Here is a 22539-nt window from a genome sequence, read left to right as displayed (position 1 = left end):
TCGGCCAGCGGGCGGCGGTGCAGGCTGCGCGGGATCGGCAGCGCGTCGGTCTGCTCGGCGGCGATGTCTTCCGGCAGCTCCAGGTGCACGGCACCCGGCTTTTCTTCCTCAGCCAGGCGGAAGGCTTCACGCATGCGCGAAGGGATGTTGTCGGCCGAAGCGAACTGGTGGGTGTACTTGGTGATGGGGTCCATCATGCCGCACACGTCGATGATCTGGAAGCGGCCCTGCTTGGACTTCTTGATCGGCTTCTGGCCGGTGATCATCATCATCGGCATGCCACCGAGGTAGGCATAGGCGCTGGCCGTTACCAGGTTGGTGGCACCCGGGCCGAGGGTCGACAGGCTGACGCCGGTCTTGCCGGTCAGGCGACCGTAGGTAGCCGCCATGAAGCCTGCAGACTGCTCGTGACGGGTCAGTACCAGTTTGATCTTCGACTTGCGCAGGGATTCGAGCAGGTCGAGGTTTTCCTCACCAGGAATGCCGAATACATACTCGACACCTTCGTTTTCCAGACATTGCACAACGACATCGGCGGCCTTGGCCATTTAGGGTACTACCTCAAAATCTTTGGGGGATTGCAGCGAGATCGGCTGCGTGACTGAGATGTTGCAGGATGTCTCAGTGCCGCGCATCGTAGGCCCTCTGGTTAATAATAATAAATATATTGTTATGATGCGTGGCATCACAGTTCGTTATAAATGCAATGACTACGAAAGGTCGTACGCCCCAATGAACCTCAAGGCACTGCGTTGCTGCGTCGAAATCGTCCGGCAAGGCAGCTTCACCAAAGCAGCGCAACACCTGCACATAGCCCAGCCGGCGTTGAGCATGGCGGTTACCCGGCTGGAGGAAGAGCTGGGCGTGACCCTGTTCAACCGCACCACCCGCAAGGTGCTGCTCACGGCCGAAGGCGAGCAGTTCCTGCCACGCATAGCCTCGGCCCTGCGCGAAATGGATGTGGCCCGGCAGGAGCTGCGCGACATGGCTGACCTCAAGCGCGGCGAAGTGCGCCTGGGTATCCCGCCAATGTTCGGCCTGCACTATGTGCCAGGCTTGATGAACGCGTTCCGTCAGTCGTACCCCGGTATCGCCATGACCGTGTTCGAGGGCAGCGCCGCCGATATCGGCCAGCGCCTCGAACAACGGGAAATCGACCTGGCGTTGCTGGAATCGCGGCGCGTACCGCAGGACAAGGAGTCGATCCTGCTGGGCAGCGACGAGATGCTGGCGTGCATGCACCCCGACCACCCTTATGCCGGCAAGGCATTTCTCACCGCCGAAGACCTGCGCAATACCGACATGGTGGTATTCGACCGGACCTTCGTGCAGCGCCACCTGCTGGACGCATTTTTCGCCGAACACGGCATTACCTACCAAGTGGCCCTGCAGAGCAATTTCGTCTCGCTGGTGGTGCAGGCAGCACTGGACAACATGGGCGTGGCCACCCTGCTGCGCTCGGTGCAGCAGCGTACACCGGGCATTGTCGGCGTACCCTTCCGCCCGGCACAGCAGATGAGCTTCAGGTTGTGCTGGCGTTCAGGGGAATACCTGTCGCTGGCCAGCAAACGCTTCATCGATTTCGCCGCACAAACGCATTATCTGGAGCGCTGATCGGCGCCTGGCTCCTGGTTTGAGCGGCGGCGCTGCCTCGACGTTGCGCCCACCGATTGACTATCATCCCGCCTTGAACGTTTCAGCATGTTTCAACATAGGCCCAACAAGGGATTCAGATGTCAGTCCAGCAACTCCCCCCGCCGCCCAGCAAAAGCGCCGTCGCCAAGATGGAAGCCGCCATGGCGCTGGGCAGCTTCGCCATCGGTACCGGTGAATTTTCCATCATGGGCCTGATGCCCGACATTGCCAGCAACCTGCAGTTGAGCGAACCGCAAGTGGGCCACGCCATCAGTGCCTATGCGCTGGGGGTCATGGTCGGTGCGCCGACCCTGGCGATTCTGGGCGCCAAACTGCTGCGCAAGCACATGCTGCTGCTGTTGATGCTGCTGTATGCGCTGGGCAACCTGGCCACCGCCCTCGCCCCTTCCTTCAGCGGCCTGGTGGCTTTCCGCTTCATCAGCGGCCTGCCCCACGGTGCCTATTTCGGCATCGCCGCGGTGGTGGCCTCGAGCATGGTTGCCAAGGACCAGCGTGCCGGGGCCGTGGCCCGGGTGATGCTGGGCCTGACGCTGGCCATGCTGCTAGGCAACCCTGTAGCCACCTTCCTCGGCCAGTACCTTGGCTGGCGCTCGGCGTTCGTGCTGGTCGGCGTGATCGCCCTGTGCACCATTGCCCTGGTCTGGCGCTTTGTGCCCCAGCCGCACGATGAGGTGCGCAGCGACCCACGCAAGGAACTGCGCGCCTTTGCCCTGCCGCAAGTGTGGATGGCACTGGGCATCGCGGCCATTGGCTTTGCCGGCATGTTCTGTGTATTCAGCTACCTGGCGCCGACCATGCTGCAGGTGACCCAGGTCGCGCCGCAGTGGATTCCGTTCGGCCTGGCGGCCTTCGGTGTGGGCGGTATCGTTGGCAACATTGCAGGCGGCAAGCTGTTCGACCGGTTGCAGTTCCGTGCGGTGGGGTTGGTGTTGGTATGGTCGATCGGCGTGCTGCTGTTCTTCACCGTCGCCGCGCAGGCGCTCTGGAGCCTGCTGCTGGGCATCGGCCTGGTGGGCACCATGATCGCCCTGGCGGCACCGTTGCAGATCCGCTTGATGGACATTGCCCATGAAGCGCCAAGCCTGGCCGCAGCGTCGAACCATGCCGCGTTCAACCTGGCCAATGCACTGGGGCCTTGGCTGGGCGGTATGGCGATTACCGCCGGCATGGGCTGGACCAGCACCGGCTACATCGGCGCGGCGACCGCGCTGGTCGGGCTGGGCATCTACCTGCTCGCCCGGCGGATGCGTGGTGGGCATTGACCCGGCAGCGGTGCTGGGCAGGGGTAGGTTCAGCGTCACACGGCGTTCGATGAACCTTCCCCATTGCTGAACTCACTACCATCAGCACCAGCCGCAGGCTGGGTTCATCCCTTCCCCTTCCTAGGAGATCACGATGCAATACGTAAAGCTGGGTAGCACCGGCCTGGATATTTCCAGGCTGTGCCTGGGTTGCATGACGTTCGGCGAACCGGATGCCGGCACCCACCCCTGGACCTTGGGCGAAGAGGCCAGCCGGCCGATCATTCGCCATGCCGTCGAGCAAGGCATCAACTTCTTCGACACTGCCAACAGCTACTCTGCCGGCACGTCGGAAGTGATCGTTGGCAAACTGCTGAAGGCCTTCACGCGCCGTGAAGAAACGGTCATCGCCACCAAGGTGTTCTACCCACCGAACATGGGGCAAGGCACCCACCGGCCCAATGAACAGGGCTTGTCCCGCAAGGCGATCATGGCCAGTATCGACGCCAGCCTCACGCGCCTGGGCACCGACTATGTGGACCTGTACCAGATTCACCGCTGGGACTACCACACGCCCATCGAGGAAACCATGGAAGCCCTGCACGATGTGGTCAAGGCTGGCAAGGCGCGCTACATCGGCGCTTCGTCGATGTATGCCTGGCAGTTCGCCAAGGCTCAGCAGGTGGCGGCCAGCAACGGCTGGAGCCGCTTCGTTTCGATGCAGAACCACCTCAACCTGCTGTACCGCGAAGAAGAACGCGAGATGATCCCGCTGTGCCTGGACCAAGGCGTGGGCTTGTTGCCCTGGAGCCCGATGGCCCGCGGCCGCCTCACGCGCCCCAACGGCCAGCAGACCGACCGCACCCGTAGCGACCTGTCCGGGCAGTCGTTCTATAAAGATACCGAGGTCGAGGATGGCCGGGTCATCGATGTCGTCGAGCAGATTGCCGGCGAACGGGGGGTGCCAATGGCCCAGGTCGCGCTGGCATGGGTGTTGGGCAAAAACGGCGTAAGCGCACCGATCGTCGGCGCCTCCAAACCCGCCCATCTGGATGATGCGCTGGCCGCGCTGTCGGTGCAGCTCAGTGCCGATGAAGTGGCACGGCTGCAGGCGCCGTATATCCCGCACGCGGTGGCAGGCTTCAAGTAGCGTGGGCCTTTGCCAGCACGCCGGGTATGCCCGGTGTGCTGGCCAATGACGATGAAAGTATTACAATGCGCGTCCTCGCATTTGAATATTTTCTCTCATGAAATCACTGCTTTATGCCGTAACTCTACTATTTTCCTTTAGCTTACCAGCGTGGGCCACACCCCCTGCCACCTTCACCGAGGCCAAGGTCGTGGCCAAGCAGAAGGTGTACCTGGACCAAGCCAGCAGCGCCATGGGCGACCTGTATTGCGGCTGCAAATGGACCTGGGTCGGCAAGTCCGGTGGGCGGGTCGATGCGGCGTCGTGCGGCTATCAGACGCGCAAGCAGCAAAATCGCGCCGAGCGCACCGAATGGGAACACATCGTGCCGGCCTATACCTTCGGCAACCAGCGCCAATGCTGGAAGAACGGTGGGCGCGAGCATTGTGTGGACAGCGACCCCGTGTTCCGCGCCATGGAGGCCGACCTGTTCAACCTGTACCCGGCCGTGGGTGAGGTCAATGGCGACCGCAGCAACTTCAACTACGGCATGGTCAGCGGCAACGCCGGCGAATACGGCCAGTGCACCACCAAGGTGGATTTCGCCCAGCGCGCCGCCGAGCCCCGTGACGAAGTCAAAGGCCTGGTGGCCCGTACCACCTTCTACATGTACGACCGCTATCGCCTGAACATGTCGCGCCAGCAGCAACAAGTGCTGATGGCCTGGGACAAGCAGTACCCGGTGTCAGCGTGGGAAAAGGAGCGCGACCGCCGCATCGCCGCGATCATGGGGCATGCCAACCCTTTCGTCAGCGGCCAGCGCAAGTGGACGGCTGATTACAAACCCAGCGGGGTTGGCGTGGCGCAATCGGCGCCCGCCCAGGCACCAGGCAAGCCGGGCCAGGCCAATGCCGGGGCGCCGGGTTCGGTGCTGGGCAACCGCAACAGCCACGTCTACCACCTGGCAGTGGGTTGCCCCGGCTACACCCAGGTAGCGGCCAAGAACCAGGTCAGTTTCGCCAACGAAGGTGAGGCGCAGGCGGCAGGTTACCGCAAGGCCGGTAACTGCCGCTGACGGCGCGCGGGCGCGCCACAGCGCCGCCTTCTATCAGCCGTTTACCAAGTTCGCAGGCCGCTCGCCCGCCAGCGCGCTGAGCAGGTTGTCCACTGCACAGCGCGCCATGGCCTGGCGGGTTTCCTGGGTCGCAGAGCCGATGTGCGGGGTTGCTACCACGTTGTCCAACTGCAGCAGTGGCGAGTCTATCGGCAACGGCTCCTGCACGAACACATCCAGCCCTGCACCACGGATACGCCTGGCGCGCAACGCGTCGATCAGCGCAGCCTCGTCCACCACCCGCCCGCGGGAAATGTTCACCAGAATCGCCTCGGGCTTCATCAACCCCAGCTCACGCGCACCGATCAGCCCTTCAGTACTGGCACTGAGCGGTACCGTCAGGCAGACGAAGTCCGCTTGCTGCAACAGCGCGTCCAGGCTGCACTGGCGCGCAGCGTGGCGTGCTTCCACGTCGGGCTTGGAGCGCTGGCTGTGGTACAGCACGCGCATGCCAAAGCCTGCGGCAGCACGCCGGGCCAACGCTTCGCCAATGCGGCCCATGCCGACGATGCCCAGCGTCTTGCCATGCACATCACAGCCAAAATGCGCCGGCCCCAGGTTGGCCTGCCAATGGCCTTCACGCACCCAGTTGGCCAGCTCCACCACCCGCCTGGCGGTCGCCAGGATCAGGGCGAAACCGGTGTCCGCCGTGGTTTCGGTCAGCACGTCCGGGGTATTGGTCAGCATCACGCCACGGCGGCTGAGCTGCGCAACGTCGTAGTTGTCCACCCCGACCGAAACGCTGGACACGACCTCCAGCTGCGGCGCCAAATCGAGCAGGCTGGCGTCCAGGCGCAGGCTGGCGCCCAGCAACCCGTGCGCCCCTGGCAAGGCATCGCGAAGGCGCGCCAGGCCATCGGGCTGGGCAATGTCCACCCAGGTCACGTCCACCTGGGCGTGCAGGCGCGCCATCAGGTCATCGGAAAGGCGCTTGTACAAGACGATTCGTTTTTTCATTGCAGTCATTCCTAAGGGTTCAGCGCCAGGCGCGTGCCATTGCGTTTGGCCCGGCCGGAGGTCTGGGAGGTATTGAGGGCGGCCGTCAGCGCCACGGCAGTCAGCAGCGCACCGCACATGAACAGGTACGAGGCGCCAGGCCCACCCGTGGCGCCATTGAGGTAGCCCACCAGCCAGGAGCCGCCGAAAGAGCCCAGCGCCCCCATGCTGTTGATCAGCGCCATGGCACCCCCGGCAACATTGGCCGGCAGTATCTCGGGCACGATGGCGAAGAACGGGCCATAGGGCGCGTACATGCAGGCGCCAGCGACCACCAGCAGCGCGTACGACCACCAGAAGTGATCGGTGCCCAGGGCATAAGAGCCATAGAACGCCACGGCAGCGATCAGCAGCGGCGGCCACACGAAGCGCTTGCGCTTTTGCACGCGGTCAGACGCCCAGGACACGCCCACCATGGCCACTACCGCCGCCAGGTAGGGCACCGAAGCCAGCCAGCCGGCCTGCACAATGTCGACGTTGGCCGCCTGCTTGAGGATCGACGGCAACCACAGCACGAAGCCGTACACGCCAATGCTCCAGCAGAAGTACTGCAGCGCCAGGATGATCACCTGCGGTGAGCGGAATGCCTCGCGGTAGTTCTTGACCGGCTTGATGCCCTGCTGCTCGGCTGCCAGCGCCTGTTGCAGGTCTGCTTTTTCCTGGGCGCTCAGCCAGCTGACCTGGGCTGGGCGGTCATCCACCAGGCGCCACCAGAAGAACGCCCAGATCACCGCCGGCAGGCCCTCGATGATGAACATCCAGCGCCAGTCGTAATGCTTGATCAGGTAACCTGACACTACCGACATCCACAGGATGGTGACCGGGTTACCGAGCATCAGGAAGGTGTTGGCACGGGAGCGCTCGGCACGGGTGAACCAGTGGCACAAGTACACCAGCATGGCGGGCATCACTGCGGCCTCGACCACGCCCAGCAGGAAGCGGATGCCGATCAGCATGTAGACATTGCTGACCATCCCGGTAAGTGTGGCCAAACCGCCCCAGAGGATCAGGCAGACGAATATCAGCTTCTTCACGCTGCGTTTTTCAGCGTAGATGGCCCCAGGTACCTGGAAGAAGAAGTAGCCAAGGAAGAACAACGCCCCCAGCAAGGACGACAGCACGGGCGTGATGTGCAGGTCTTCGGCCATGCCCGAGGCGGCGGCGAAGCCGTAGTTGGCGCGGTCCAGATAAGCCAGGCTGTAGGTGAAGAACACGATCGGAATGATGTACCACCAGCGACGCGGTGCCAGTTTTTGGCTTTGCATGGTCTGTGACTCCTGAGCTTGTTGTTTTTGTGGCAACAGGTGATTCCGGTTAAAGCATTCAGGCACTTCTGCGCAGGTCGTAGGCCTCCAGTTCGTGACGCAGCGGCAGCCCTTCCATGTCGCCGCGCGATTGCACGGCGCGGCTGCCGCACCAGTTGCCACGCGCCACCGCTTCTGCCACTGGGCGCCCCTTGAGCAGTGCGCTGACCACGCCCACAGCGAACGCATCACCGGCGCCGACGGTGTCCACGACACGGCTGACGGCTACAGGGGCGACCTGGCCCTCGCCGTTGTCACTGCGCCAGTAGGCTCCGGCGTCGCCCAGCTTGATCACCACCAGTTCCACGCCTTGGTCGAGGTAGAACGCTGCGATATCGGCGGGGCTGTGCTGGCCCGTCAGCAGGCGGCCCTCTTCCAGGCCTGGCAAGACCCAGTCGGCTTTGCTCGCCAGGGCGTTGATTTCGCGCACCATGCTGGCCTGGTCCGGCCATAGCGAGGGCCGCAGGTTGGGGTCGAACGAGATGCTGCGCCCGGCTGCACGCATGGCGTCGAGCAGCCCGTGCGACAGTGCCCGGCAGCTTTCCGACAGCGCCGGCGGGATGCCCGTGGCATGCAGGTGGCGCGCTTGCAGCAAGCCAGGTTGCAGCAGCGCAGGCGACAGCCGGCTGGCTGCCGACCCCCGGCGGAAGTATTCGACCGCGGGATCGCTGCCATCATCGCAACGGGCCTTGAGCTGGAAGCCGGTGGCGCAGTGGCCATCCACTTCCACCGCCGAACAGTCCAGGCCTTCACGGCGCAGGCTGTCGAGCACGAAGCGCCCCAGCGAGTCGTCACCTACCCGGCTCAGCCAACGCACCTTGAAGCCCAGCCGTGCAAGGCCGATGGCCACGTTACTGTCCGCGCCGGCGATACGCTTGCCGAACTGCCCGACACTGGCCAGGTCGCCGCAGTGCTCGGCGACGAACATGGCCATGGTTTCGCCAAAGCACAGCACGTCATGCTCATGCATGGGCCACCTCCTGGTCAGCACCCAGCCGCGACAGGCTGTGCACCTGGGCCCGGGTCAGGGCCAACAGGTCGTCGCCGGCCAGGGGGTACTCGACGGCGCGTACCACCCCAGGGGCGAATTCGGCCAATTGCTCGGCCCAGGCCCGCAGGTCTGATGCTTGCGGCGGCACGGCGACCAGGCGGCCGTCGGCACGGCGCTGTACGCCCTTACAATGCACATAGCGCACCCACCGGCCAAGTTGCCGGGCAGCGTGCAACGCCACCTCGCCCTGCCAGTGCCAATTACCGATATCGAACGTCATGCCCAGGTTCAAGCCGCATGCATCGGCCTGGTCGAAGAAGCGCTGCAGGGGCAAGATTCTGCCGCCTTGCGGGGTCTGGTCGTTTTCCACCAACAGCAACGGCCCCTGCGCTGGCAGCAGCGCCGCCAAGGCCGAAAGGTCGCAGTGTTCATCGAAATGGCCTAGGGACACTTTTAGCGCCACTGCGCCCAGCGCCCGCGCGGTGTCCAGTTTGTGCACCAGCGAAGGGTCGAGCACACCCTGCGCCGTCCACAGCTCCAGAGGGGTCGAATACAGGCACTCCATGCCCAACCCGGCAATCACGGCACCCAGTGCCGCGGCATCGGGTGCACTGGCGAACAATTCTTCACGCAACTCCACCCGGCTGACGCCTGCGGCGGCCAAAAGGTCGAGAAACTGCTCCTGGCCACGTTGCCGGACAAAGTCGGCGCCATAGCTGGAGAGGCTGATGGAAACGGGGTTCGGGTACATTGTTTTTATCCTTTTGAAACCGGTTTCATTTTTATACAGCAGCGTCAGGCACAAGGCCTGCCGCTGCTTACTGGGGTCGGGTCGAGCCGCGGATGACCAGGTTGGCCTTGAATTCGATGCGTCGTGCCGCTGCGCCATCGCCGCGAAGCCGGCCGAGCAGGCTTTCGAAGGCTGCTACGCCGATGCGTTCGGTAGGCTGGGCCAATGCCGTGATGCCAGTGCCGACCAGGGGGTACCAGTCAAGATCGTCGAGTGCGACCAGGCCGACATCGGCAAACAGATTGCACCCGGCGTCATGCAGGGCACGGGTCACGGCCAGGGTGGCAACACCGTTGCAGGTAAAAATGGCTTGCGGGCCATGACCCCGGTCAGCCAGGAACGCGGCCAACCGCCCTGCCAGGCCAGCGCCGGTTTCCAGCACCTGCTGGCGCATGCCGGGGCGGCGGCTGACCGAGGCCCCGAACGCCTGCACCCGCTCCAGGCGCGAGCTGGTGCCATCGAGCGGCTCGCTCACCGCCAGGATATCCCGGTAGCCGCGTGCCTGCAGATGGTCCAGGGCCTGCTCGACGGCGTCGGCATTGTCCAGGCCGACCAGGTCGGCATTCAGTTCAGGGAGTTGACGGTCGACCAGCACCATGGGCAGGTCGCGCTGGAGGTTGAGCAGTTCGCCAGGGTGGTGCCCCAGCGTGTTCACGATCAGGCCTTCGACGTTGTAGCTCTGCAGGGCGACCAGGTGGTGGCGCTCCTGGTCGTCGTCACGGTTGGTGTTGCACACCACCAGGCTGTAGCCATGCTGGCGGCAGGCGGTTTCCACGCCATGCATCACGGCTACGGAATAGGGGTTGAGAATATCGGCAACCAGCATGCCGATCAGGCGCGTCTGCCCGCGCTTGAGGCCACGGGCCATCTGGTTGGGGCGGTAGCCAAGGCGTTCGATGACCTCGGCCAGGCGCTTGGCGGTGGCGTCGGCCAGCAACTGGCGATCGCCACCGATGTAGCGCGAGACTGTGGCTTTGGAAACGCCAGCCACTCGCGCGACTTCGCTGATGGTGACCCGTTCGCGGGCATGGGCAGGCGCGTCGGTCATGGGTGTCCTTATGATTATTAGGTGGACGATGAAACCGGTTTCAATACACCAAAACTTGCTGCTTTCGTCAATATGCCGTTGGTCGGCCGAAGCGAGCGGGCTGGCCAGCCGGGCAAGGCCAGGTTCGGCGACACAATGCCTTCGCCGAACCTGAGGCAACCCCTCTCAGCGCAATGCCTTCACATCCCCGGCGGTAACCGCCCCCGCCTGGTTACCCCAGCTGGTCCTGATGAAGTTCACCACCTCGGCAACTTCCTGGTCGCTCAGGCGCCAGCCAAACGCTGGCATGGTGAAGTTCGACGGTGCGGTGTGCGTCGCCGGCACCGTGCCACCTGCCAGCACCACATGGATCAGCGAGGTGGCGTCCGCCGTCTGCACCACCGGGTTGCCGGCCAGGGCTGGGAACACACGGGTGTAGCCCTGGCCATCGGTTCGGTGGCAAGCGGCACAGTTGTCGATGTACACCGCGGCGCCAGGCTTGCTGTCGTCACCGCGCCACAGGGCATCGGCCACCTGCTTGTCGTAGACATGCGGCTGGTCGTTCGGGTCGCTGGGCGGCAGGGTCTTCAGGTAACGGGCAATCGCCGTCAGGTCGGCCTCGGTCATGTACTGCATGCTGTGCTCGACCACGTCGCTCATGCCGCCGAACACCGCACTGCGGTCACTGCGCCCGGTCTTGAGAAACTGCACCAGCTCGGCTTCGCTCCAACTGCCCAGGCCGTCCTTGTGATCGCCGCGCAGGTTCTTGGCGATCCAGCCCTCCAATGGCGCGCTGCCGGCAAGGAACTGCTTGCCCTCGGCCGGGCTCAGCGCCTTTTCCTGCATGGTCAGCGCCCGCGGAGTGTGGCAGGCACCGCAATGCCCCAGGCCTTCGACCAGGTACGCGCCACGGTCGACCACCGGGTCAGCCGCTGCCGAGGCTTGCCAGGGCGTTGCCGCAGGCGCGAACAGGCCACGCCAGATGGCCAACGGCCAACGCATGCTCAGCGGCCAGGGAATATCGGTAGCCTGGTTGGGCTGCTCCACCGGCTCGACGCCCTTCATGAAATAGGCGTACAGCGCCTGCATGTCCTGCTCGGTGATCCGCGCGTACGAAGGGTATGGCATGGCCGGGTACAGGGTGCTGCCGTTCTTGCCGATGCCTTTGCGTACAGCCTGGTCGAAGTCTTCGAAGCTGTAATGGCCAATGCCACTGGCGGACGGGGTGATATTGGTGGAGTACACCGTGCCGATAGGTGTTTGCATCGGCAGGCCACCGGCGAAGGGCTTGCCCCCCTTGGCGGTGTGGCAGGCCACACAGTCACCGGCGCGGGCCAGGTATTCACCCTGGCGCACCTGCGCATCCTCAGCGGCAACGGCCTGGCCAGCCACGCCGGCGCCCAGTAGCAGGGTTGCGATCAACATTGTCTTCATGCTCATCGCTCCTCAAGCCTGGACCAGCGGGCCGGGGTTTTTCAGGTACTGCTCACGAATGGCCCGAGCCGACCAGTAGGTCAGCGCCGCCACCAGCCCGGTGGGGTTGTAACCCAGCCCCTGGGGGAATGCAGACGCCCCCGGAACGAACACATTGTGTACATCCCAGCACTGCAGGTAACGGTTGAGCGCGCTGGTTTTCGGGTCGGTGCCCATTATCGCGCCGCCGTTCAGGTGGGTGGTCTGGTAGCTGGCGGTGTTGAAGTGGTCCTTGACCTTCTTGCCCAGCACGGCAATGGCCTTGGGGTTCATCGCCTGGGCAATCTTGCTCAGCTTGTCGACCATGAACTGGTTCATCCTGATGTCGTTTTCCTGCCAGTCGAAGGTCATGCGCAACAGTGGCTGGCCGTAGGCGTCCCGGTAGGTCGGGTCCAGGTCCAAATAATTGCCACGGTAGGACTGGTGGGCACCGTGGGCGTCCATCGACACCTGATGGGTGTAATAGTCGGCCGTGGCCTTCTTCCAGGCGCTGCCCCAGGCCGGGGTGCCAGGCGGGTTGGCAGTACCGGCGATGGGCCGGCTGCCAGCCTGGTTCACCCACATTGGCGAGCCACCGACGAAGCCGTGCGGGCCATGGTCGAAGTTGTCGGCGTTGAAGTCATCGATGGCGATGCCATTGCCACCGGCGCCGATGAAGTTGTTGGTGTAGGTGTCCTTGTCGAAGAACGCCTTTACCGTGCCCATGTTCTGGTAGGCAAAGTTGCGCCCGACCACACCCTCGTTGCTCACCGGGTCGTAGGGTTTGCCGATACCGGAAAGCAGCATCAAGCGCACGTTGTTGAACTGGAACGCCGCCAGGATCACCAGGTCGGCCGGCTGCTCCACCTCGCGCCCCTGGGCGTCGATGTAGGTCACGCCGGTAGCCTTGCGCTTGCTGTCGTCCAGGTTCACCCGCAGCACATGGGCGTTGGCCCGCAACTCGAAATTCGGCACCTGGCGCAGCGCTGGCAGGATATTCACATTCGGCGATGCCTTGGAATACATGTAGCACACGTAGCCGCTGCAGAAACCACAGAAGTTGCATGGCCCCATCTGCGCACCGTAGGGGTTGGTGTAAGGCCCTGACGTGTTGGCCGAGGGCAGGTTGTAGGGCTTGTAGCCCAGGCTGCTGGCGGCCTTTTCGAACAACTTGGCCGACACCACGTTCTTCTGCGCCGGCAGCGGGAACGGGTTGGAACGGTCGGGTGCATAAGGGTTGCCACCCCGCCCCTCACCTACCAGCTGGCCCTTGACCGTCCAGGCCTGGCCAGAGGTGCCGAACACTTTCTCGGCAAAGTCGAAATACGGTTCCAGCTCTTCGTAGCTGACGCCGAAGTCCTGGATCGTCATGCCCTCGGGGATGAACTTGCGCCCGTAGCGCTCCTCGTAATGGCTGCGCAGGCGCAACTCCACAGGGTCTACCCGGAAATGCACACCCGACCAGTGCAAGCCTGCCCCACCCACGCCCTTGCCAGGCAGGAAGGCGCCCAGTTGGCGGTTGGGCAGTGCCACGTCGTTCACGCTATGGCGAATGGTGACGGTTTCTTTCGACACGTCGACGAACAGCTTCTTGCGCACGCTGTAGGTCAGCTCGTCGATTACCTGCGGGTAGCTACCCTCCGGGTAGGTGTCCTGCATCGGCCCGCGCTCCAGGGCCACCACCTGCAGGCCGGCTTCGGTCAACTCCTTGGCCATGATCGCACCCGACCAGCCAAAACCGACAATGACGGCATCCACCTTTTTCAAAACAGTCGCCATGCCTCAGGCCCTCTCGCCGCGGATCGATACAGCCGGGAACGGGTACGGCTCGTTGCGCTCCACCCAGTCCATGAAGTCGGCGCGCGCGCCCGGGAAGCCGATCTGGGTCCAGCCGACCATGCCCTTGTTGCCGCCATGAATCGGGTCACAGAAGAACCCCTCACGGGTGTTCTGCACCAGCAGGCTGAAGAATACCGTGGCCGGTACTGCCTCGAATGCCAGCTCACCCGCCTCGACTTTGCCGAGTATCCGGTCCTGGGTAGCGCTGTCTTGGGCAGCGAACACTTGTCCACTGTTGGCCTTGCACCAGCCATCCACTGCGGCGATACCCAGGCGGTAGATCTGCTGCGGGTTCAACTGCAGTTGATAGCCCAGTTCGGGTGGGGCGTCGGCGTTGAACGGGCCTTGCATGTACCACTGGGCCCCGGTCGCGTAGGGGGTATTCATCTGCCGGTCTATGAACTCGGCGGCCCCGGCTTCAAGCGCACCGGGCCCGAGGGCATCGGCAGGGATGATGCGCGCTACGGCGGCCCGCACGAAGGCCCATTCCTCGGCACTGAAGAAGGTTGGCTGGTACGTGCCCGCCGGTGGCGCTGCCGGCACCTTCGGTTCCTGCTGCGGCGCGGCCAGCAGCTGGCTGGCACCTGCCCCGAGCCCGGTGCTGGCGACGGTCACCACGGGGATCAAGGTCAAGGTCTTGCGCAGAAAGTCCCTGCGCGGGTTGTCGGGAGCATGCTCGGGCATGGTGAATCCTCATCGGCTGCGGGCGGCCTTATAAGCGCCATCTGGTGTTGTGCGGGCGAGTCTTGTTGGGCCTTCAAAAAGACAGCCGAGTAATCTAGCGCGTTCAGAAATCTTTTGAAACCGGTTTCAGTCTTGACATTGCGACCACGTGTACTCACCCGCGCATAGGCCTGGGCGACGAAGCCCATTACAATGGGCCTACACCATTCGATACCCAGGCCATGATTCAGTCCGACCTCGACCTGTTCGGCCCTCAGCCACAACGCCTGGCAAGCGAAACCGTGCTGTTGCCCGGGTTTGCCCTGGGCGAAGTCGAACCACTGCTCGACGCGTTGCGCCCGGTGCTGCGTGCCGCACCGTTTCGGCACATGCACACGCCCGGCGGGCTGCGCATGGCGGTGGCCCTGAGCAACTGCGGCACATTGGGCTGGGTCAGTGATGCACAGGGTTACCGCTACAGCCGTTCGGACCCGCTGACCGGCCAGCCCTGGCCTGCCTTGCCGCCGATATTGCTCACCCTGGCCAACCGCGCTGCCGCCATGGCCGGTTTCGACGGTTTCACCCCGGACGCCTGCCTGATCAACCACTACCTGCCGGGCACACGTTTGAGCCTGCACCAGGACCGTGACGAGCACGATTTTGGCCAACCGATCGTTTCACTGTCGCTGGGCCTGCCGGCGGTGTTCCTGTTCGGCGGGTTGCAGCGGGCCGACAAAACCCAGCGCATAGCCCTCAGCCACGGCGATGTGCTGGTGTGGGGCGGCGAAGACCGCCTGCGCTTTCATGGCGTACTGCCGATCAAGCCCGGCGTGCACCCCCGCATGGGCGAGCGGCGCATCAACCTCACCTTGCGCAAGGCCGGTGGCTAGGCGCTGTCGGGCCTGTGCATCACCGGCATGAAACAGATTGAACGACTGGCCACCCCAGGGTTCAGAGCATAATTACAGTGCCGCCCGCCAGGAGTCCGTCATGCCTTGCCAGACCTGCCGCCCTTGCCGTAATCAACGAGTCGAATCCCTATGAGGATGCCCGGCCGTGCACCCAATGCCTCACTGCAACTGGACTACGTTCGCGATACCCTGTTCGGGCCGGTTGCGCAGTCCGTGGAATGCCAGTGCCAACTTGCGCCCTTGAATCTGCAGGGCCGCGCGGCGCTGCGTGTACACATCTGCCCACCGCTCCCGCACAAGGTCGAGCGTGCCCATAGCGTGGCGTTCATGTGGGACGGTCGCAGCTACCATGGGGTCGTTCGCGACAAGGGCAAGTGTGGCGATGGCGGGTTGAACCTGCTGGTGGAACTGCAGTAGGCGATCTACGGCTGGCGGCTGCGCGCAGCCCTTCCCCCGCCAGCCAAGGGCTGAGCGGGGTTCGCGCACTCGCATCAGGCGATGGACTTGAGCGGTGCAGGCGCGCGGTCACGCAGGGTATGCAATTGCTCCACCAGATTCAGCACATCGCGGCAGCTGTTGAGGCTGCGCAATGGCACCCCGCTGAGGGTGCAGCACTCATCGAGGCTCTGGCCCTGACCGAGGCGGATGGTCAGGTTGGCACCATCGGTACAGCTGATTTCACAGCGATCTGGCAGGCAAGCATGCTCGATCAACTGCCGCAGCTCGAGCATGGAAACTCCTATCAACGACATGGTACGACCCTCTCGGTGGGATGGCCTGTTGTGAGGAAGTACGCCCTCGTGGGGCTGGGTGCCAATTGATAATGCGCATGCCGCGGCGGGCGTCCATGCGCCGGGGCAATGATGATGCGGGGAATCCTCTAGCACCTTAGTGGAAGATCGCCTGCCGGGATCGGGTGTTCGGTCGCAGCAACGAACTTCACGACGAATGGTTGCGCAGGGCTTCCGTGGGGGCCGGCACCGGCGCCCCGCGCCCTTCTACTGCTGCAACTGGCCAAACCGCCCGGCATGGAAGTCGTCGAACGACTCGGCAATCTCCGCCTGGCTGTTCATCACGAACGGGCCGTAACCCACGATCGGCTCGTCGATCGGCTCACCGCTCAGCAGCAACACGCTGGCACCTTCGAGCGCTTCGACCCGTACATCCGCGTGCTCGCGGTCGAACAGCACCAGGCTGGACGGCCCGGCTTCGCGCTCACCATTGAGCCGCACGCGGCCGCGCAATATCACCAGCGCCGCGTTGCGCCCGGCGGCCACCGGCAACTGCAAGGCAGCGCCGCTGTTCAGGCGCAGGTCCCAGACGTCCATGGCCGTGAAAGTGCGCGCCGGCCCCTGGTGGCCTTGGTAATCCCCGGCTATCACCCGCACACTGCCGGCCTGGTTAGCCAGCGCTACCACCGGGATATCGCTGGCCAGCAGCGTCTGGTAGCCCGCCGCCGCACGTTTGTCGCGAGCGGGCAGGTTGACCCACAGCTGCACCATCTCCAGCATGCCGCCCCGCTCGGCAAAGGCTGGCGAATGGAATTCTTCATGGATGATGCCGTTGGCGGCGGTCATCCATTGCACATCGCCCGGCCCGATCAGGCCGCCGGCACCCGTGGAATCGCGGTGCTCCAGCTCGCCCTGGTAGACAATGGTCACTGTCTCGAAACCACGGTGCGGGTGCTGGCCAACGCCGCGCCGGGCCTGGGTTGGGGTGAACGCATGCGGGCCGGCATAGTCCAGCAGCAGGAACGGGCTGATATGGCTGGCCAGGTGGTCATAGGTGAACAGGCTGCGGACCGGGAAGCCATCACCCACCCAATGGGCGTGGGGGCTGTGGTGGATACCCAGAATGGTTTTCATGAGAAGGCTCCTGTTTCGGTTTGGATCACCTTATCAATGATGACAATCTGCCGGTAGAGGGCTTTAACGGCCCACATCGTTCCACCTACAGAACAATCACCGCTGCAAGAAAGCCAGCACCTGCTCGGCTGCCATCGCCGGGTCTTCCTGCATGAAGCAGTGCCCACCGGCGACCTCCTGCGCACTGATGCTGGCATTCAGCGACACCAAGCGCTGCACCGAGCGTGGCACGAACGGATAGGTGTGCTTGCCATAGATCACGTGGGTCGGGGTATTGATTGCACAAAGGCTGGCCCACATGCGCTTGGGGAACGAGCTGAAGATTTCGACTTCGCGGCTGGGTCGGCACTTGAGCACCACGGCCTCGCCGCAATCGCCGATGGCATGCTCGACATACGCCTGCAACGCCGCATCGGCCCAGCCTTTGAAGATGCCCCGGCCCTGCAGCGAAGCCAGCGCCGCTGTGCGATCAGGCCAATGGCTGCGGCGGCTGGCGGCTTTGCGCGCCAAGGCATGACGCTGGTGCAGGCCAACCAGCGCCGCGGCGCCCATCACGCCGAGCATTCGGCGGCTGAACAACACCGGATCGAGCAGCACAGCACGGCCGAACAACTGCGGGTCACTGGCCAACATCAGCCCGGTCAACACGCCGCCGAAGCTGTGGCCCACGGCAAACCGGGCCACCTCGCCGTATTCGCCACGGCCCGCTTCGAAGGCCTCCACGGCCAGCGCCGCCGTACGGTTCCAACCCAGAAACGCCCCGCCATGGTCACTGTCGCCGTGCCCTTGCACATCACATAGCCACAGGTCGAAGTGTTCACCCAGGCGCATCAGCAACGGCTGGTAGGCCAAACAGCAAAAACCGTTGCCATGCAAGAAATGCAGCAGTGGCTTGCCGCTGGCCGGGGTTCGCCAACCACGCAAGGTGAAGCCTTCGGCGCATTCATGGGACCAGGGAATCAACTGCATGGGTTTACGGCACTCGCAATGCTAGGGAAACACCGATTCTACAAATAGCAGCGGGTACAGTGAAATCACCAGCAGCAGGGCCATCAGGACATTGAACAGCATCAGCCAGCGCGGGTTCTGCAGCAGGTTGCGCAAGGCGCTGCCGAACATCACCCACACGCCCACGCTCGGCAGGTTGACCAACGCGAACACTGCGGCAATGACCATTACATTGGTCACGTAGCCTTGCGCCGGGGTGTAGGTGGTAATGGCCCCCACTGCCATTACCCAGGCCTTGGGGTTGACCCATTGGAATGCGGCTGCGCCCCAGAAGCCCAGCGGCTTGCGCGCGCCAGGCGAGGCAGCATCCACAGGCCCGGAAGTGGCAATTTTCCAGGCCAGGTACAGCAAGTAGGCCGCGCCTGTATGGCGCAATACCGTGTACAGCGGCGGCCAGGCCTTGAAGACTTCACCCAGGCCCAGGCCGACCGCCAGCACCATGACCATGAAACCGCAACTGATACCCAGGGCATGGGGTACCGAGCGGCGCACGCCGAAGTTCACGCCCGAGGCCAGCAGCATGGTGTTGTTTGGACCTGGCGTGATCGAAGATACAAAGGCGAACAGCACGAAGGCGCTCAGCAGGTCGACAGAGGCAAGCATGGCGGGCATTCCACTTTCATTGAGGGTGCTGCCACACTACCGGAGTCGTCCTCCTCGGCGACCAATACAGTTACAACAAATTATGCAGATACACTTCACTGTACTGCCATCCTGGATCAAGGAAGCCGTCTCATGAGCCTTTCCATTCGCCCTGCCGCGCCTGCCGATGCCGCGCAGATCCTCAACTTCATCACCGAGCTGGCCGAGTACGAGCGCGCGCGCCACGAGGTGGTCGCGACCCTGGCCGATATCGAGCACAGCCTGTTCGGTGCAGGCAGTACCGTGCACAGCCTGATCTGCGAACGCGATGGCCAGGCGATCGGCTTTGCCGTGTATTTCTACAGCTATTCCACCTGGCTGGGGCGCAACGGCATCTACCTGGAAGACCTGTACATCACCCCCGAACAGCGCGGTGACGGGGCTGGCCGCCAGTTGCTGCAGCACATCGCCCGCGAGGCGGTGGCCAACAACTGTGGGCGCCTGGAGTGGAGCGTGCTGGACTGGAACGAACCGGCAATCGGCTTTTATCAGAAGCTGGGCGCCGAGGCCCAGGATGAGTGGGTACGCTACCGCCTGGACGGGGACAAGCTGGCGGCATTCGCGCGGGGCTAACGGTTGCTCCAGCCGGCCCAGGCACATGCGCAGCCCACCGGGTAATTGACGCCAGGGCCGCCCCATGCTCTCCTTACGCCTCACGTTCAGGTGCCCCTTCATGGGGTGAAACGGGAAACCGGTGCGTCGCAGGCCCTGACCAGGGCCCGACAATGCCGGTGCTGCCCCCGCAACGGTAAGCGAGCGAAGCGTCTGTACCACTGTGCCATGTAGTGCGGCATGGGAAGGTGACGCTTGCCAGGAGCCCTGCTCCTCCTCGCAAGCCCGGAGACCGGCCTGGCGTTCATGAACAACCCGCGGTGGGCGGGCGCTGTTGCATTCCCCTGGGTAACCGCGCCCGGGGCTGCCGCGCCTGCCCATTGCCCACAAAAAGCAGAGGAACGCGTCATGCCCGTCGCCAGCACCAAGCCACACAGCCTTGCCACCCCCGCTACCCTCAGCCAGCGCGTCATCATTGCCGTCGGTGCCAGCTTGCTGGGCCTGTGCCTGGTCTACTTCGCCGGGTTCTCGCACATCGAGGCGGTGCATAACGCCGCCCACGACACCCGCCACAGCGCCGCCTTCCCCTGCCACTGAGTACGCCCCCATGATCATGCGCATTGCCCGCACCGCGGGTTTCAGCGGGCTGCTCGCCGCCCTGCTGCTGAGCTTGCTGCAAAGCTTCTGGGTGGCCCCGCTGATTCTTCAGGCGGAAACCTACGAGTCCTCGGCACCTGCCGCGCACCATGAGCATGGCAGTGAAGTGCCTGCCCATGAACACAGCGCCGAAGCCTGGTCGCCGGAAGATGGCTGGCAACGGGTGCTCGCCACCACGGGCGGCAACCTGGTGGTTGCCGTCGGCTTCGCCCTTGTTCTCGCCGCGCTGTACAGCTTGCGCGCGCCCACCCGCGCCAGTACCGGTGCCTTGTGGGGGCTGGCCGGGTTCGCCGTGTTCTGCCTGGCCCCGACCTTGGGCTTGCCGCCCGAACTGCCAGGCACCGCTGCAGCAGACCTGGGGCAACGCCAGGCCTGGTGGGTCGGCACCGCCAGCGCCACTGCGCTCGGCCTGGCCTTGTTGGTGTTCGCCCGCCACGGGCTGCTGAAAGTGCTGGGCGCGGTGCTGCTGGTAATTCCGCATGTGCTCGGCGCCCCGCAGCCCGAGGTTCACCAAAGCCTGGCCCCGCAGGCCCTGGAAGCCCAGTTCAAGCTGGCCTCGTGGCTGACCAATGCGGCGTTCTGGCTGGCCTTGGGCCTGCTCAGCGCGTGGTTGTTCCGCCGTTCCAGCCAGGCCTGATGGGCACTTTCTATGCCGGTTTTGGCTGCCGCCGGGGTTGCCCGGCGGCCACCCTGCACACCCTGCTGTGCCAGGCCCTGGCCAACCACGGCCTGGCACTGGCAGACCTGCGCGGCATCGCCAGCATCAGCCTGAAGGCTGACGAGCCGGGTTTGCAGCAGCTGGCCGAGCACCTGGGTGTGCCGTTGGTGCTGTACCATAGCCAGCAACTGCACGCTTACCAGCCACTGCTCAGCCACCGCTCCGCCGCCGCCCATGCCCACACCGGGTGTTGGGGCGTGGCCGAGAGCACCGCACTGGCCCTGGCCGATCGGCAACAAGGCAGCCCACGGCTGTTGCTCAAGCGCCAGGTGCTCGGCCCGGCGACACTCGCCCTGGCCTGCTGAACGCGCCATACCCTTTTTTTGCAAGGACATTGCATGACCGTCTACTTCATCGGCGCCGGCCCCGGCGACCCCGAACTGATCACGGTCAAGGGCCAGCGGCTGATCCGCCAATGCCCGGTGATCATCTACGCAGGCTCGCTGGTGCCGGCTGCCGTGCTCGAAGGCCACCAGGCCAGTACCGTGATCAACAGCGCCGAACTGCACCTGGAGCAGATCATCGCAGCCATGCGCACCGCCCACGAACACGGCCAGGATGTCGCCCGCGTACACAGCGGCGACCCCAGCCTGTACGGCGCCATCGGCGAGCAGATCCGCCACCTCAAGGCACTGGGTATCGACTACCAGATCATCCCCGGGGTCACTGCCACGGCCGCCAGCGCTGCCCTGCTCGGCTGTGAACTGACCCTGCCGCAAGTGGCGCAGACCGTGATTCTGACCCGCTACGGCGACAGTTCGCCAATGCCACCCGGGGAACAGCTGGCCGACCTGGCCCGCCACGGCAGCACCCTGGCGATTCACCTGGGGGTCAAGCACCTGCCACGGATCGTTGAAGCGCTGCTGCCCCACTACGGCACCGAGTGCCCGGTGGCCGTGGTGCACCGCGCCACCTGGCCAGACCAGGACTGGGTGCGCGGCACGCTGGGCAACATCGTCGAGCGCAGCGCGGCCAAGCACTTCCGGCGCACGGCACTGATTCTGGTAGGCCATGTACTGGGGGATGCGCCGTTCGCCGAATCGGCCTTGTACCGTGCCGGTCACGCCCACCTGTATCGGCCTGGCGACTGAGCACGTCCAGGCTTGCCCAGCACAGGGTCGAAACCCCACTGGCTGCGCCTGAGCGCCCTTTCCTGTCTGACATCACCACTGTGGCAGTGGTGATGTTTTTCCACTACTTGTAGGAATTTTCGACAAGTAGTCCGGAAACTTTCAACACTTCTATACTCGGGATTACCAAACGTCAGGTTTGGCCGTATGGTGCTGCGCTTCCGATTAACCCGCTTGCAAACGTATTCCTGAGTGTTCCAGGAAGCGGACCACATCCTGACAGGAGTTTTCCCCATGACAACCGTGCTGATCGTCGACGACCACCCTATCGTGCGGTTGTCGTTGCGCCTACTGCTCGAGCGTGAGCGCTTCCATGTCGTCGGCGAAGTCGGCAATGGCAGCGAGGTGGCGCAGGTGGCCCGTGAACTGCGCCCGGACGTGGTGGTGCTGGATATCGGCCTGCCTGGCCTGGACGGCATGGAGGTCATCAAGCGCCTTCAGTGCCTGGAGCCAACCCCCAAGATCATGGTGCTCACTGGCCAGGCCACCGACTTGTACGTGCGCCGTTGCCTGGATGCCGGTATCGGCGCGTTCGTCACCAAGGAAGAAGACCACGAGGCCCTGCTGTTCGCCCTCAAGGCGTTGGTGAAGGGCTATTCGACGTTTCCGCAGATGTCGGTCAACAGCAACTCCCTGGAGAGCGAACCGGTGCGCCTGGCCAGCCTTTCCAACCGTGAGATGGAAGTGCTGCGGCGCCTGGCACGCGGCGAGAACAACAAGAACATTGGAACCTGCATGAACCTGAGCGCCAAGACCATCAGCACCTACCGGGGCCGCATCATGGAAAAACTCAAGACCGAATCGCTGGTCGAGATGGTCGACCTGGCCAAGCGCAATAGCGTCTACTGAGCGGC

Annotated in this window: 25 protein-coding genes and 1 riboswitch; of the genes, 12 read left to right on the top strand and 13 right to left on the bottom strand. The window is 64.1% G+C overall.

Annotated features, from left to right (window positions below):
• Positions 1–548: thiamine pyrophosphate-binding protein (locus tag EGJ22_RS12190; protein WP_256671861.1), on the bottom strand; the 548-nt coding region annotated here is incomplete at its 3' end.
• 184 nt (positions 549–732) lie between these two features.
• On the opposite strand from EGJ22_RS12190, the gene EGJ22_RS12185 reads away from it, so the two are divergent.
• The 4 genes from EGJ22_RS12185 to EGJ22_RS12170 all read left to right on the top strand — a co-directional run bounded on the left by EGJ22_RS12185 (position 733) and on the right by EGJ22_RS12170 (position 5101).
• Positions 733–1614 (top strand): LysR family transcriptional regulator, encoded by an 882-nt coding sequence (locus EGJ22_RS12185; RefSeq protein WP_009682269.1) that lies wholly within the window; start codon positions 733–735, stop codon positions 1612–1614.
• Positions 1615–1733: 119 nt separating this feature from the next.
• Positions 1734–2918, top strand: a complete 1185-nt coding sequence (locus EGJ22_RS12180; protein WP_029885108.1) for an MFS transporter — start codon at positions 1734–1736, stop codon at positions 2916–2918.
• 133 nt (positions 2919–3051) lie between these two features.
• The gene (locus EGJ22_RS12175; RefSeq protein ID WP_029885109.1) at positions 3052–4047 is read left to right on the top strand and encodes an aldo/keto reductase; all 996 of its coding nucleotides are present in this window, start codon (positions 3052–3054) and stop codon (positions 4045–4047) included.
• Positions 4048–4144: 97 nt separating this feature from the next.
• A complete protein-coding gene (locus EGJ22_RS12170; RefSeq protein ID WP_029885110.1) occupies positions 4145–5101 on the top strand; it encodes an endonuclease in 957 nt (318 codons plus the stop codon).
• Positions 5102–5134: 33 nt separating this feature from the next.
• Here the strand turns inward: EGJ22_RS12170 and EGJ22_RS12165 are convergent, their stop codons facing one another.
• The 8 genes from EGJ22_RS12165 to EGJ22_RS12130 all read right to left on the bottom strand — a co-directional run bounded on the left by EGJ22_RS12165 (position 5135) and on the right by EGJ22_RS12130 (position 14223).
• Positions 5135–6097, bottom strand: coding sequence for a D-glycerate dehydrogenase (locus EGJ22_RS12165; RefSeq protein ID WP_029885111.1), 963 nt, complete (start codon positions 6095–6097; stop codon positions 5135–5137).
• An 11-nt stretch (positions 6098–6108) separates the two neighbouring features.
• Positions 6109–7401 (bottom strand): MFS transporter, encoded by a 1293-nt coding sequence (locus EGJ22_RS12160; RefSeq protein WP_009682274.1) that lies wholly within the window; start codon positions 7399–7401, stop codon positions 6109–6111.
• A 58-nt stretch (positions 7402–7459) separates the two neighbouring features.
• A complete protein-coding gene (locus EGJ22_RS12155) occupies positions 7460–8410 on the bottom strand; it encodes a sugar kinase (protein WP_029885112.1) in 951 nt (316 codons plus the stop codon).
• Complete coding sequence (locus tag EGJ22_RS12150) at positions 8403–9182, bottom strand: sugar phosphate isomerase/epimerase (RefSeq protein WP_029885113.1); 780 nt, start codon at positions 9180–9182, stop codon at positions 8403–8405. Before EGJ22_RS12150 ends, EGJ22_RS12155 begins: the two co-directional genes overlap by 8 nt.
• Positions 9183–9249: 67 nt before the next feature.
• Positions 9250–10269 (bottom strand): LacI family DNA-binding transcriptional regulator, encoded by a 1020-nt coding sequence (locus tag EGJ22_RS12145; protein WP_009682277.1) that lies wholly within the window; start codon positions 10267–10269, stop codon positions 9250–9252.
• Positions 10270–10434: 165 nt separating this feature from the next.
• The gene (locus EGJ22_RS12140; protein WP_029885114.1) at positions 10435–11682 is read right to left on the bottom strand and encodes a cytochrome c; all 1248 of its coding nucleotides are present in this window, start codon (positions 11680–11682) and stop codon (positions 10435–10437) included.
• A gap of 12 nt (positions 11683–11694) precedes the next feature.
• Entirely contained in the window at positions 11695–13479 is a 1785-nt protein-coding gene (locus EGJ22_RS12135; protein ID WP_029885115.1) for a GMC family oxidoreductase, read from the bottom strand.
• 3 nt (positions 13480–13482) lie between these two features.
• Complete coding sequence (locus EGJ22_RS12130; protein ID WP_029885116.1) at positions 13483–14223, bottom strand: gluconate 2-dehydrogenase subunit 3 family protein; 741 nt, start codon at positions 14221–14223, stop codon at positions 13483–13485.
• Positions 14224–14444: 221 nt separating this feature from the next.
• On the opposite strand from EGJ22_RS12130, the gene alkB reads away from it, so the two are divergent.
• Both alkB and EGJ22_RS12120 read left to right on the top strand, forming a co-directional pair.
• Positions 14445–15092, top strand: a complete 648-nt coding sequence (alkB, locus tag EGJ22_RS12125) for a DNA oxidative demethylase AlkB (protein ID WP_029885117.1) — start codon at positions 14445–14447, stop codon at positions 15090–15092.
• Positions 15093–15242: 150 nt separating this feature from the next.
• Entirely contained in the window at positions 15243–15530 is a 288-nt protein-coding gene (locus EGJ22_RS12120) for a hypothetical protein (protein ID WP_029885118.1), read from the top strand.
• A 74-nt stretch (positions 15531–15604) separates the two neighbouring features.
• Here the strand turns inward: EGJ22_RS12120 and EGJ22_RS12115 are convergent, their stop codons facing one another.
• From EGJ22_RS12115 to EGJ22_RS12100, 4 genes are all read right to left on the bottom strand, one after another.
• The gene (locus EGJ22_RS12115) at positions 15605–15865 is read right to left on the bottom strand and encodes a DUF1652 domain-containing protein (RefSeq protein ID WP_029885119.1); all 261 of its coding nucleotides are present in this window, start codon (positions 15863–15865) and stop codon (positions 15605–15607) included.
• Positions 15866–16111: 246 nt separating this feature from the next.
• Complete coding sequence (locus EGJ22_RS12110; RefSeq protein WP_064314311.1) at positions 16112–16978, bottom strand: pirin family protein; 867 nt, start codon at positions 16976–16978, stop codon at positions 16112–16114.
• A 96-nt stretch (positions 16979–17074) separates the two neighbouring features.
• A complete protein-coding gene (locus EGJ22_RS12105) occupies positions 17075–17947 on the bottom strand; it encodes an alpha/beta fold hydrolase (protein WP_029885121.1) in 873 nt (290 codons plus the stop codon).
• Positions 17948–17968: 21 nt separating this feature from the next.
• Positions 17969–18598, bottom strand: a complete 630-nt coding sequence (locus tag EGJ22_RS12100) for a LysE family translocator (RefSeq protein WP_029885122.1) — start codon at positions 18596–18598, stop codon at positions 17969–17971.
• 123 nt (positions 18599–18721) lie between these two features.
• Between EGJ22_RS12100 and EGJ22_RS12095 the strand changes: the two genes are divergently transcribed.
• From EGJ22_RS12095 to EGJ22_RS12070, 6 genes are all read left to right on the top strand, one after another.
• A complete protein-coding gene (locus tag EGJ22_RS12095; RefSeq protein WP_029885123.1) occupies positions 18722–19201 on the top strand; it encodes a GNAT family N-acetyltransferase in 480 nt (159 codons plus the stop codon).
• Positions 19202–19272: 71 nt separating this feature from the next.
• Positions 19273–19496: riboswitch (cobalamin riboswitch) on the top strand.
• A gap of 92 nt (positions 19497–19588) precedes the next feature.
• Positions 19589–19777 carry a CbtB-domain containing protein gene (locus EGJ22_RS12090; protein WP_009682288.1) on the top strand — a complete coding sequence of 63 codons (189 nt, stop codon included), beginning with the start codon at positions 19589–19591 and terminating at the stop codon, positions 19775–19777.
• A 10-nt stretch (positions 19778–19787) separates the two neighbouring features.
• Positions 19788–20474 (top strand): CbtA family protein, encoded by a 687-nt coding sequence (locus tag EGJ22_RS12085; RefSeq protein ID WP_029885124.1) that lies wholly within the window; start codon positions 19788–19790, stop codon positions 20472–20474.
• Entirely contained in the window at positions 20474–20860 is a 387-nt protein-coding gene (locus EGJ22_RS12080) for a cobalamin biosynthesis protein (protein ID WP_009682290.1), read from the top strand. Before EGJ22_RS12085 ends, EGJ22_RS12080 begins: the two co-directional genes overlap by 1 nt.
• Positions 20861–20893: 33 nt before the next feature.
• Positions 20894–21646, top strand: a complete 753-nt coding sequence (gene cobM, locus EGJ22_RS12075) for a precorrin-4 C(11)-methyltransferase (RefSeq protein WP_029885125.1) — start codon at positions 20894–20896, stop codon at positions 21644–21646.
• Between the two features lie 273 nt (positions 21647–21919).
• On the top strand, positions 21920–22534 hold the full coding sequence (locus EGJ22_RS12070) for a response regulator transcription factor (protein WP_009682293.1): 615 nt from the start codon (positions 21920–21922) through the stop codon (positions 22532–22534).
• Positions 22535–22539 lie beyond the last annotated feature (5 nt).

It is taken from the genome of Pseudomonas sp. p99-361 (genome assembly GCF_003935475.1).
Taxonomy (GTDB): domain Bacteria; phylum Pseudomonadota; class Gammaproteobacteria; order Pseudomonadales; family Pseudomonadaceae; genus Aquipseudomonas; species Aquipseudomonas juntendi.
Note: the sequence above shows the minus strand (reverse complement) of the source record. Positions and strands in the feature narration are given on the sequence as shown.

What these genes read in the sequence shown, in the direction of transcription:
- EGJ22_RS12120 (WP_029885118.1), top strand. Translation starts at nt 15,243, where the DNA reads ATGAGGATGCCCGGCCGTGCACCCAATGCCTCACTGCAACTGGACTAC.
- EGJ22_RS12180 (WP_029885108.1), top strand. Translation starts at nt 1,734, where the DNA reads ATGTCAGTCCAGCAACTCCCCCCGCCGCCCAGCAAAAGCGCCGTCGCC.
- EGJ22_RS12085 (WP_029885124.1), top strand. Translation starts at nt 19,788, where the DNA reads ATGATCATGCGCATTGCCCGCACCGCGGGTTTCAGCGGGCTGCTCGCC.
- EGJ22_RS12090 (WP_009682288.1), top strand. Translation starts at nt 19,589, where the DNA reads ATGCCCGTCGCCAGCACCAAGCCACACAGCCTTGCCACCCCCGCTACC.
- EGJ22_RS12175 (WP_029885109.1), top strand. Translation starts at nt 3,052, where the DNA reads ATGCAATACGTAAAGCTGGGTAGCACCGGCCTGGATATTTCCAGGCTG.
- cobM (WP_029885125.1), top strand. Translation starts at nt 20,894, where the DNA reads ATGACCGTCTACTTCATCGGCGCCGGCCCCGGCGACCCCGAACTGATC.
- EGJ22_RS12105 (WP_029885121.1), bottom strand. Translation starts at nt 17,947, where the DNA reads ATGCAGTTGATTCCCTGGTCCCATGAATGCGCCGAAGGCTTCACCTTG.
- EGJ22_RS12145 (WP_009682277.1), bottom strand. Translation starts at nt 10,269, where the DNA reads ATGACCGACGCGCCTGCCCATGCCCGCGAACGGGTCACCATCAGCGAA.
- alkB (WP_029885117.1), top strand. Translation starts at nt 14,445, where the DNA reads ATGATTCAGTCCGACCTCGACCTGTTCGGCCCTCAGCCACAACGCCTG.
- EGJ22_RS12170 (WP_029885110.1), top strand. Translation starts at nt 4,145, where the DNA reads ATGAAATCACTGCTTTATGCCGTAACTCTACTATTTTCCTTTAGCTTA.
- EGJ22_RS12070 (WP_009682293.1), top strand. Translation starts at nt 21,920, where the DNA reads ATGACAACCGTGCTGATCGTCGACGACCACCCTATCGTGCGGTTGTCG.
- EGJ22_RS12140 (WP_029885114.1), bottom strand. Translation starts at nt 11,682, where the DNA reads ATGAAGACAATGTTGATCGCAACCCTGCTACTGGGCGCCGGCGTGGCT.
- EGJ22_RS12185 (WP_009682269.1), top strand. Translation starts at nt 733, where the DNA reads ATGAACCTCAAGGCACTGCGTTGCTGCGTCGAAATCGTCCGGCAAGGC.
- EGJ22_RS12150 (WP_029885113.1), bottom strand. Translation starts at nt 9,182, where the DNA reads ATGTACCCGAACCCCGTTTCCATCAGCCTCTCCAGCTATGGCGCCGAC.
- EGJ22_RS12080 (WP_009682290.1), top strand. Translation starts at nt 20,474, where the DNA reads ATGGGCACTTTCTATGCCGGTTTTGGCTGCCGCCGGGGTTGCCCGGCG.
- EGJ22_RS12165 (WP_029885111.1), bottom strand. Translation starts at nt 6,097, where the DNA reads ATGAAAAAACGAATCGTCTTGTACAAGCGCCTTTCCGATGACCTGATG.
- EGJ22_RS12135 (WP_029885115.1), bottom strand. Translation starts at nt 13,479, where the DNA reads ATGGCGACTGTTTTGAAAAAGGTGGATGCCGTCATTGTCGGTTTTGGC.
- EGJ22_RS12095 (WP_029885123.1), top strand. Translation starts at nt 18,722, where the DNA reads ATGAGCCTTTCCATTCGCCCTGCCGCGCCTGCCGATGCCGCGCAGATC.
- EGJ22_RS12115 (WP_029885119.1), bottom strand. Translation starts at nt 15,865, where the DNA reads ATGTCGTTGATAGGAGTTTCCATGCTCGAGCTGCGGCAGTTGATCGAG.
- EGJ22_RS12155 (WP_029885112.1), bottom strand. Translation starts at nt 8,410, where the DNA reads ATGCATGAGCATGACGTGCTGTGCTTTGGCGAAACCATGGCCATGTTC.
- EGJ22_RS12160 (WP_009682274.1), bottom strand. Translation starts at nt 7,401, where the DNA reads ATGCAAAGCCAAAAACTGGCACCGCGTCGCTGGTGGTACATCATTCCG.
- EGJ22_RS12110 (WP_064314311.1), bottom strand. Translation starts at nt 16,978, where the DNA reads ATGAAAACCATTCTGGGTATCCACCACAGCCCCCACGCCCATTGGGTG.
- EGJ22_RS12130 (WP_029885116.1), bottom strand. Translation starts at nt 14,223, where the DNA reads ATGCCCGAGCATGCTCCCGACAACCCGCGCAGGGACTTTCTGCGCAAG.
- EGJ22_RS12100 (WP_029885122.1), bottom strand. Translation starts at nt 18,598, where the DNA reads ATGCCCGCCATGCTTGCCTCTGTCGACCTGCTGAGCGCCTTCGTGCTG.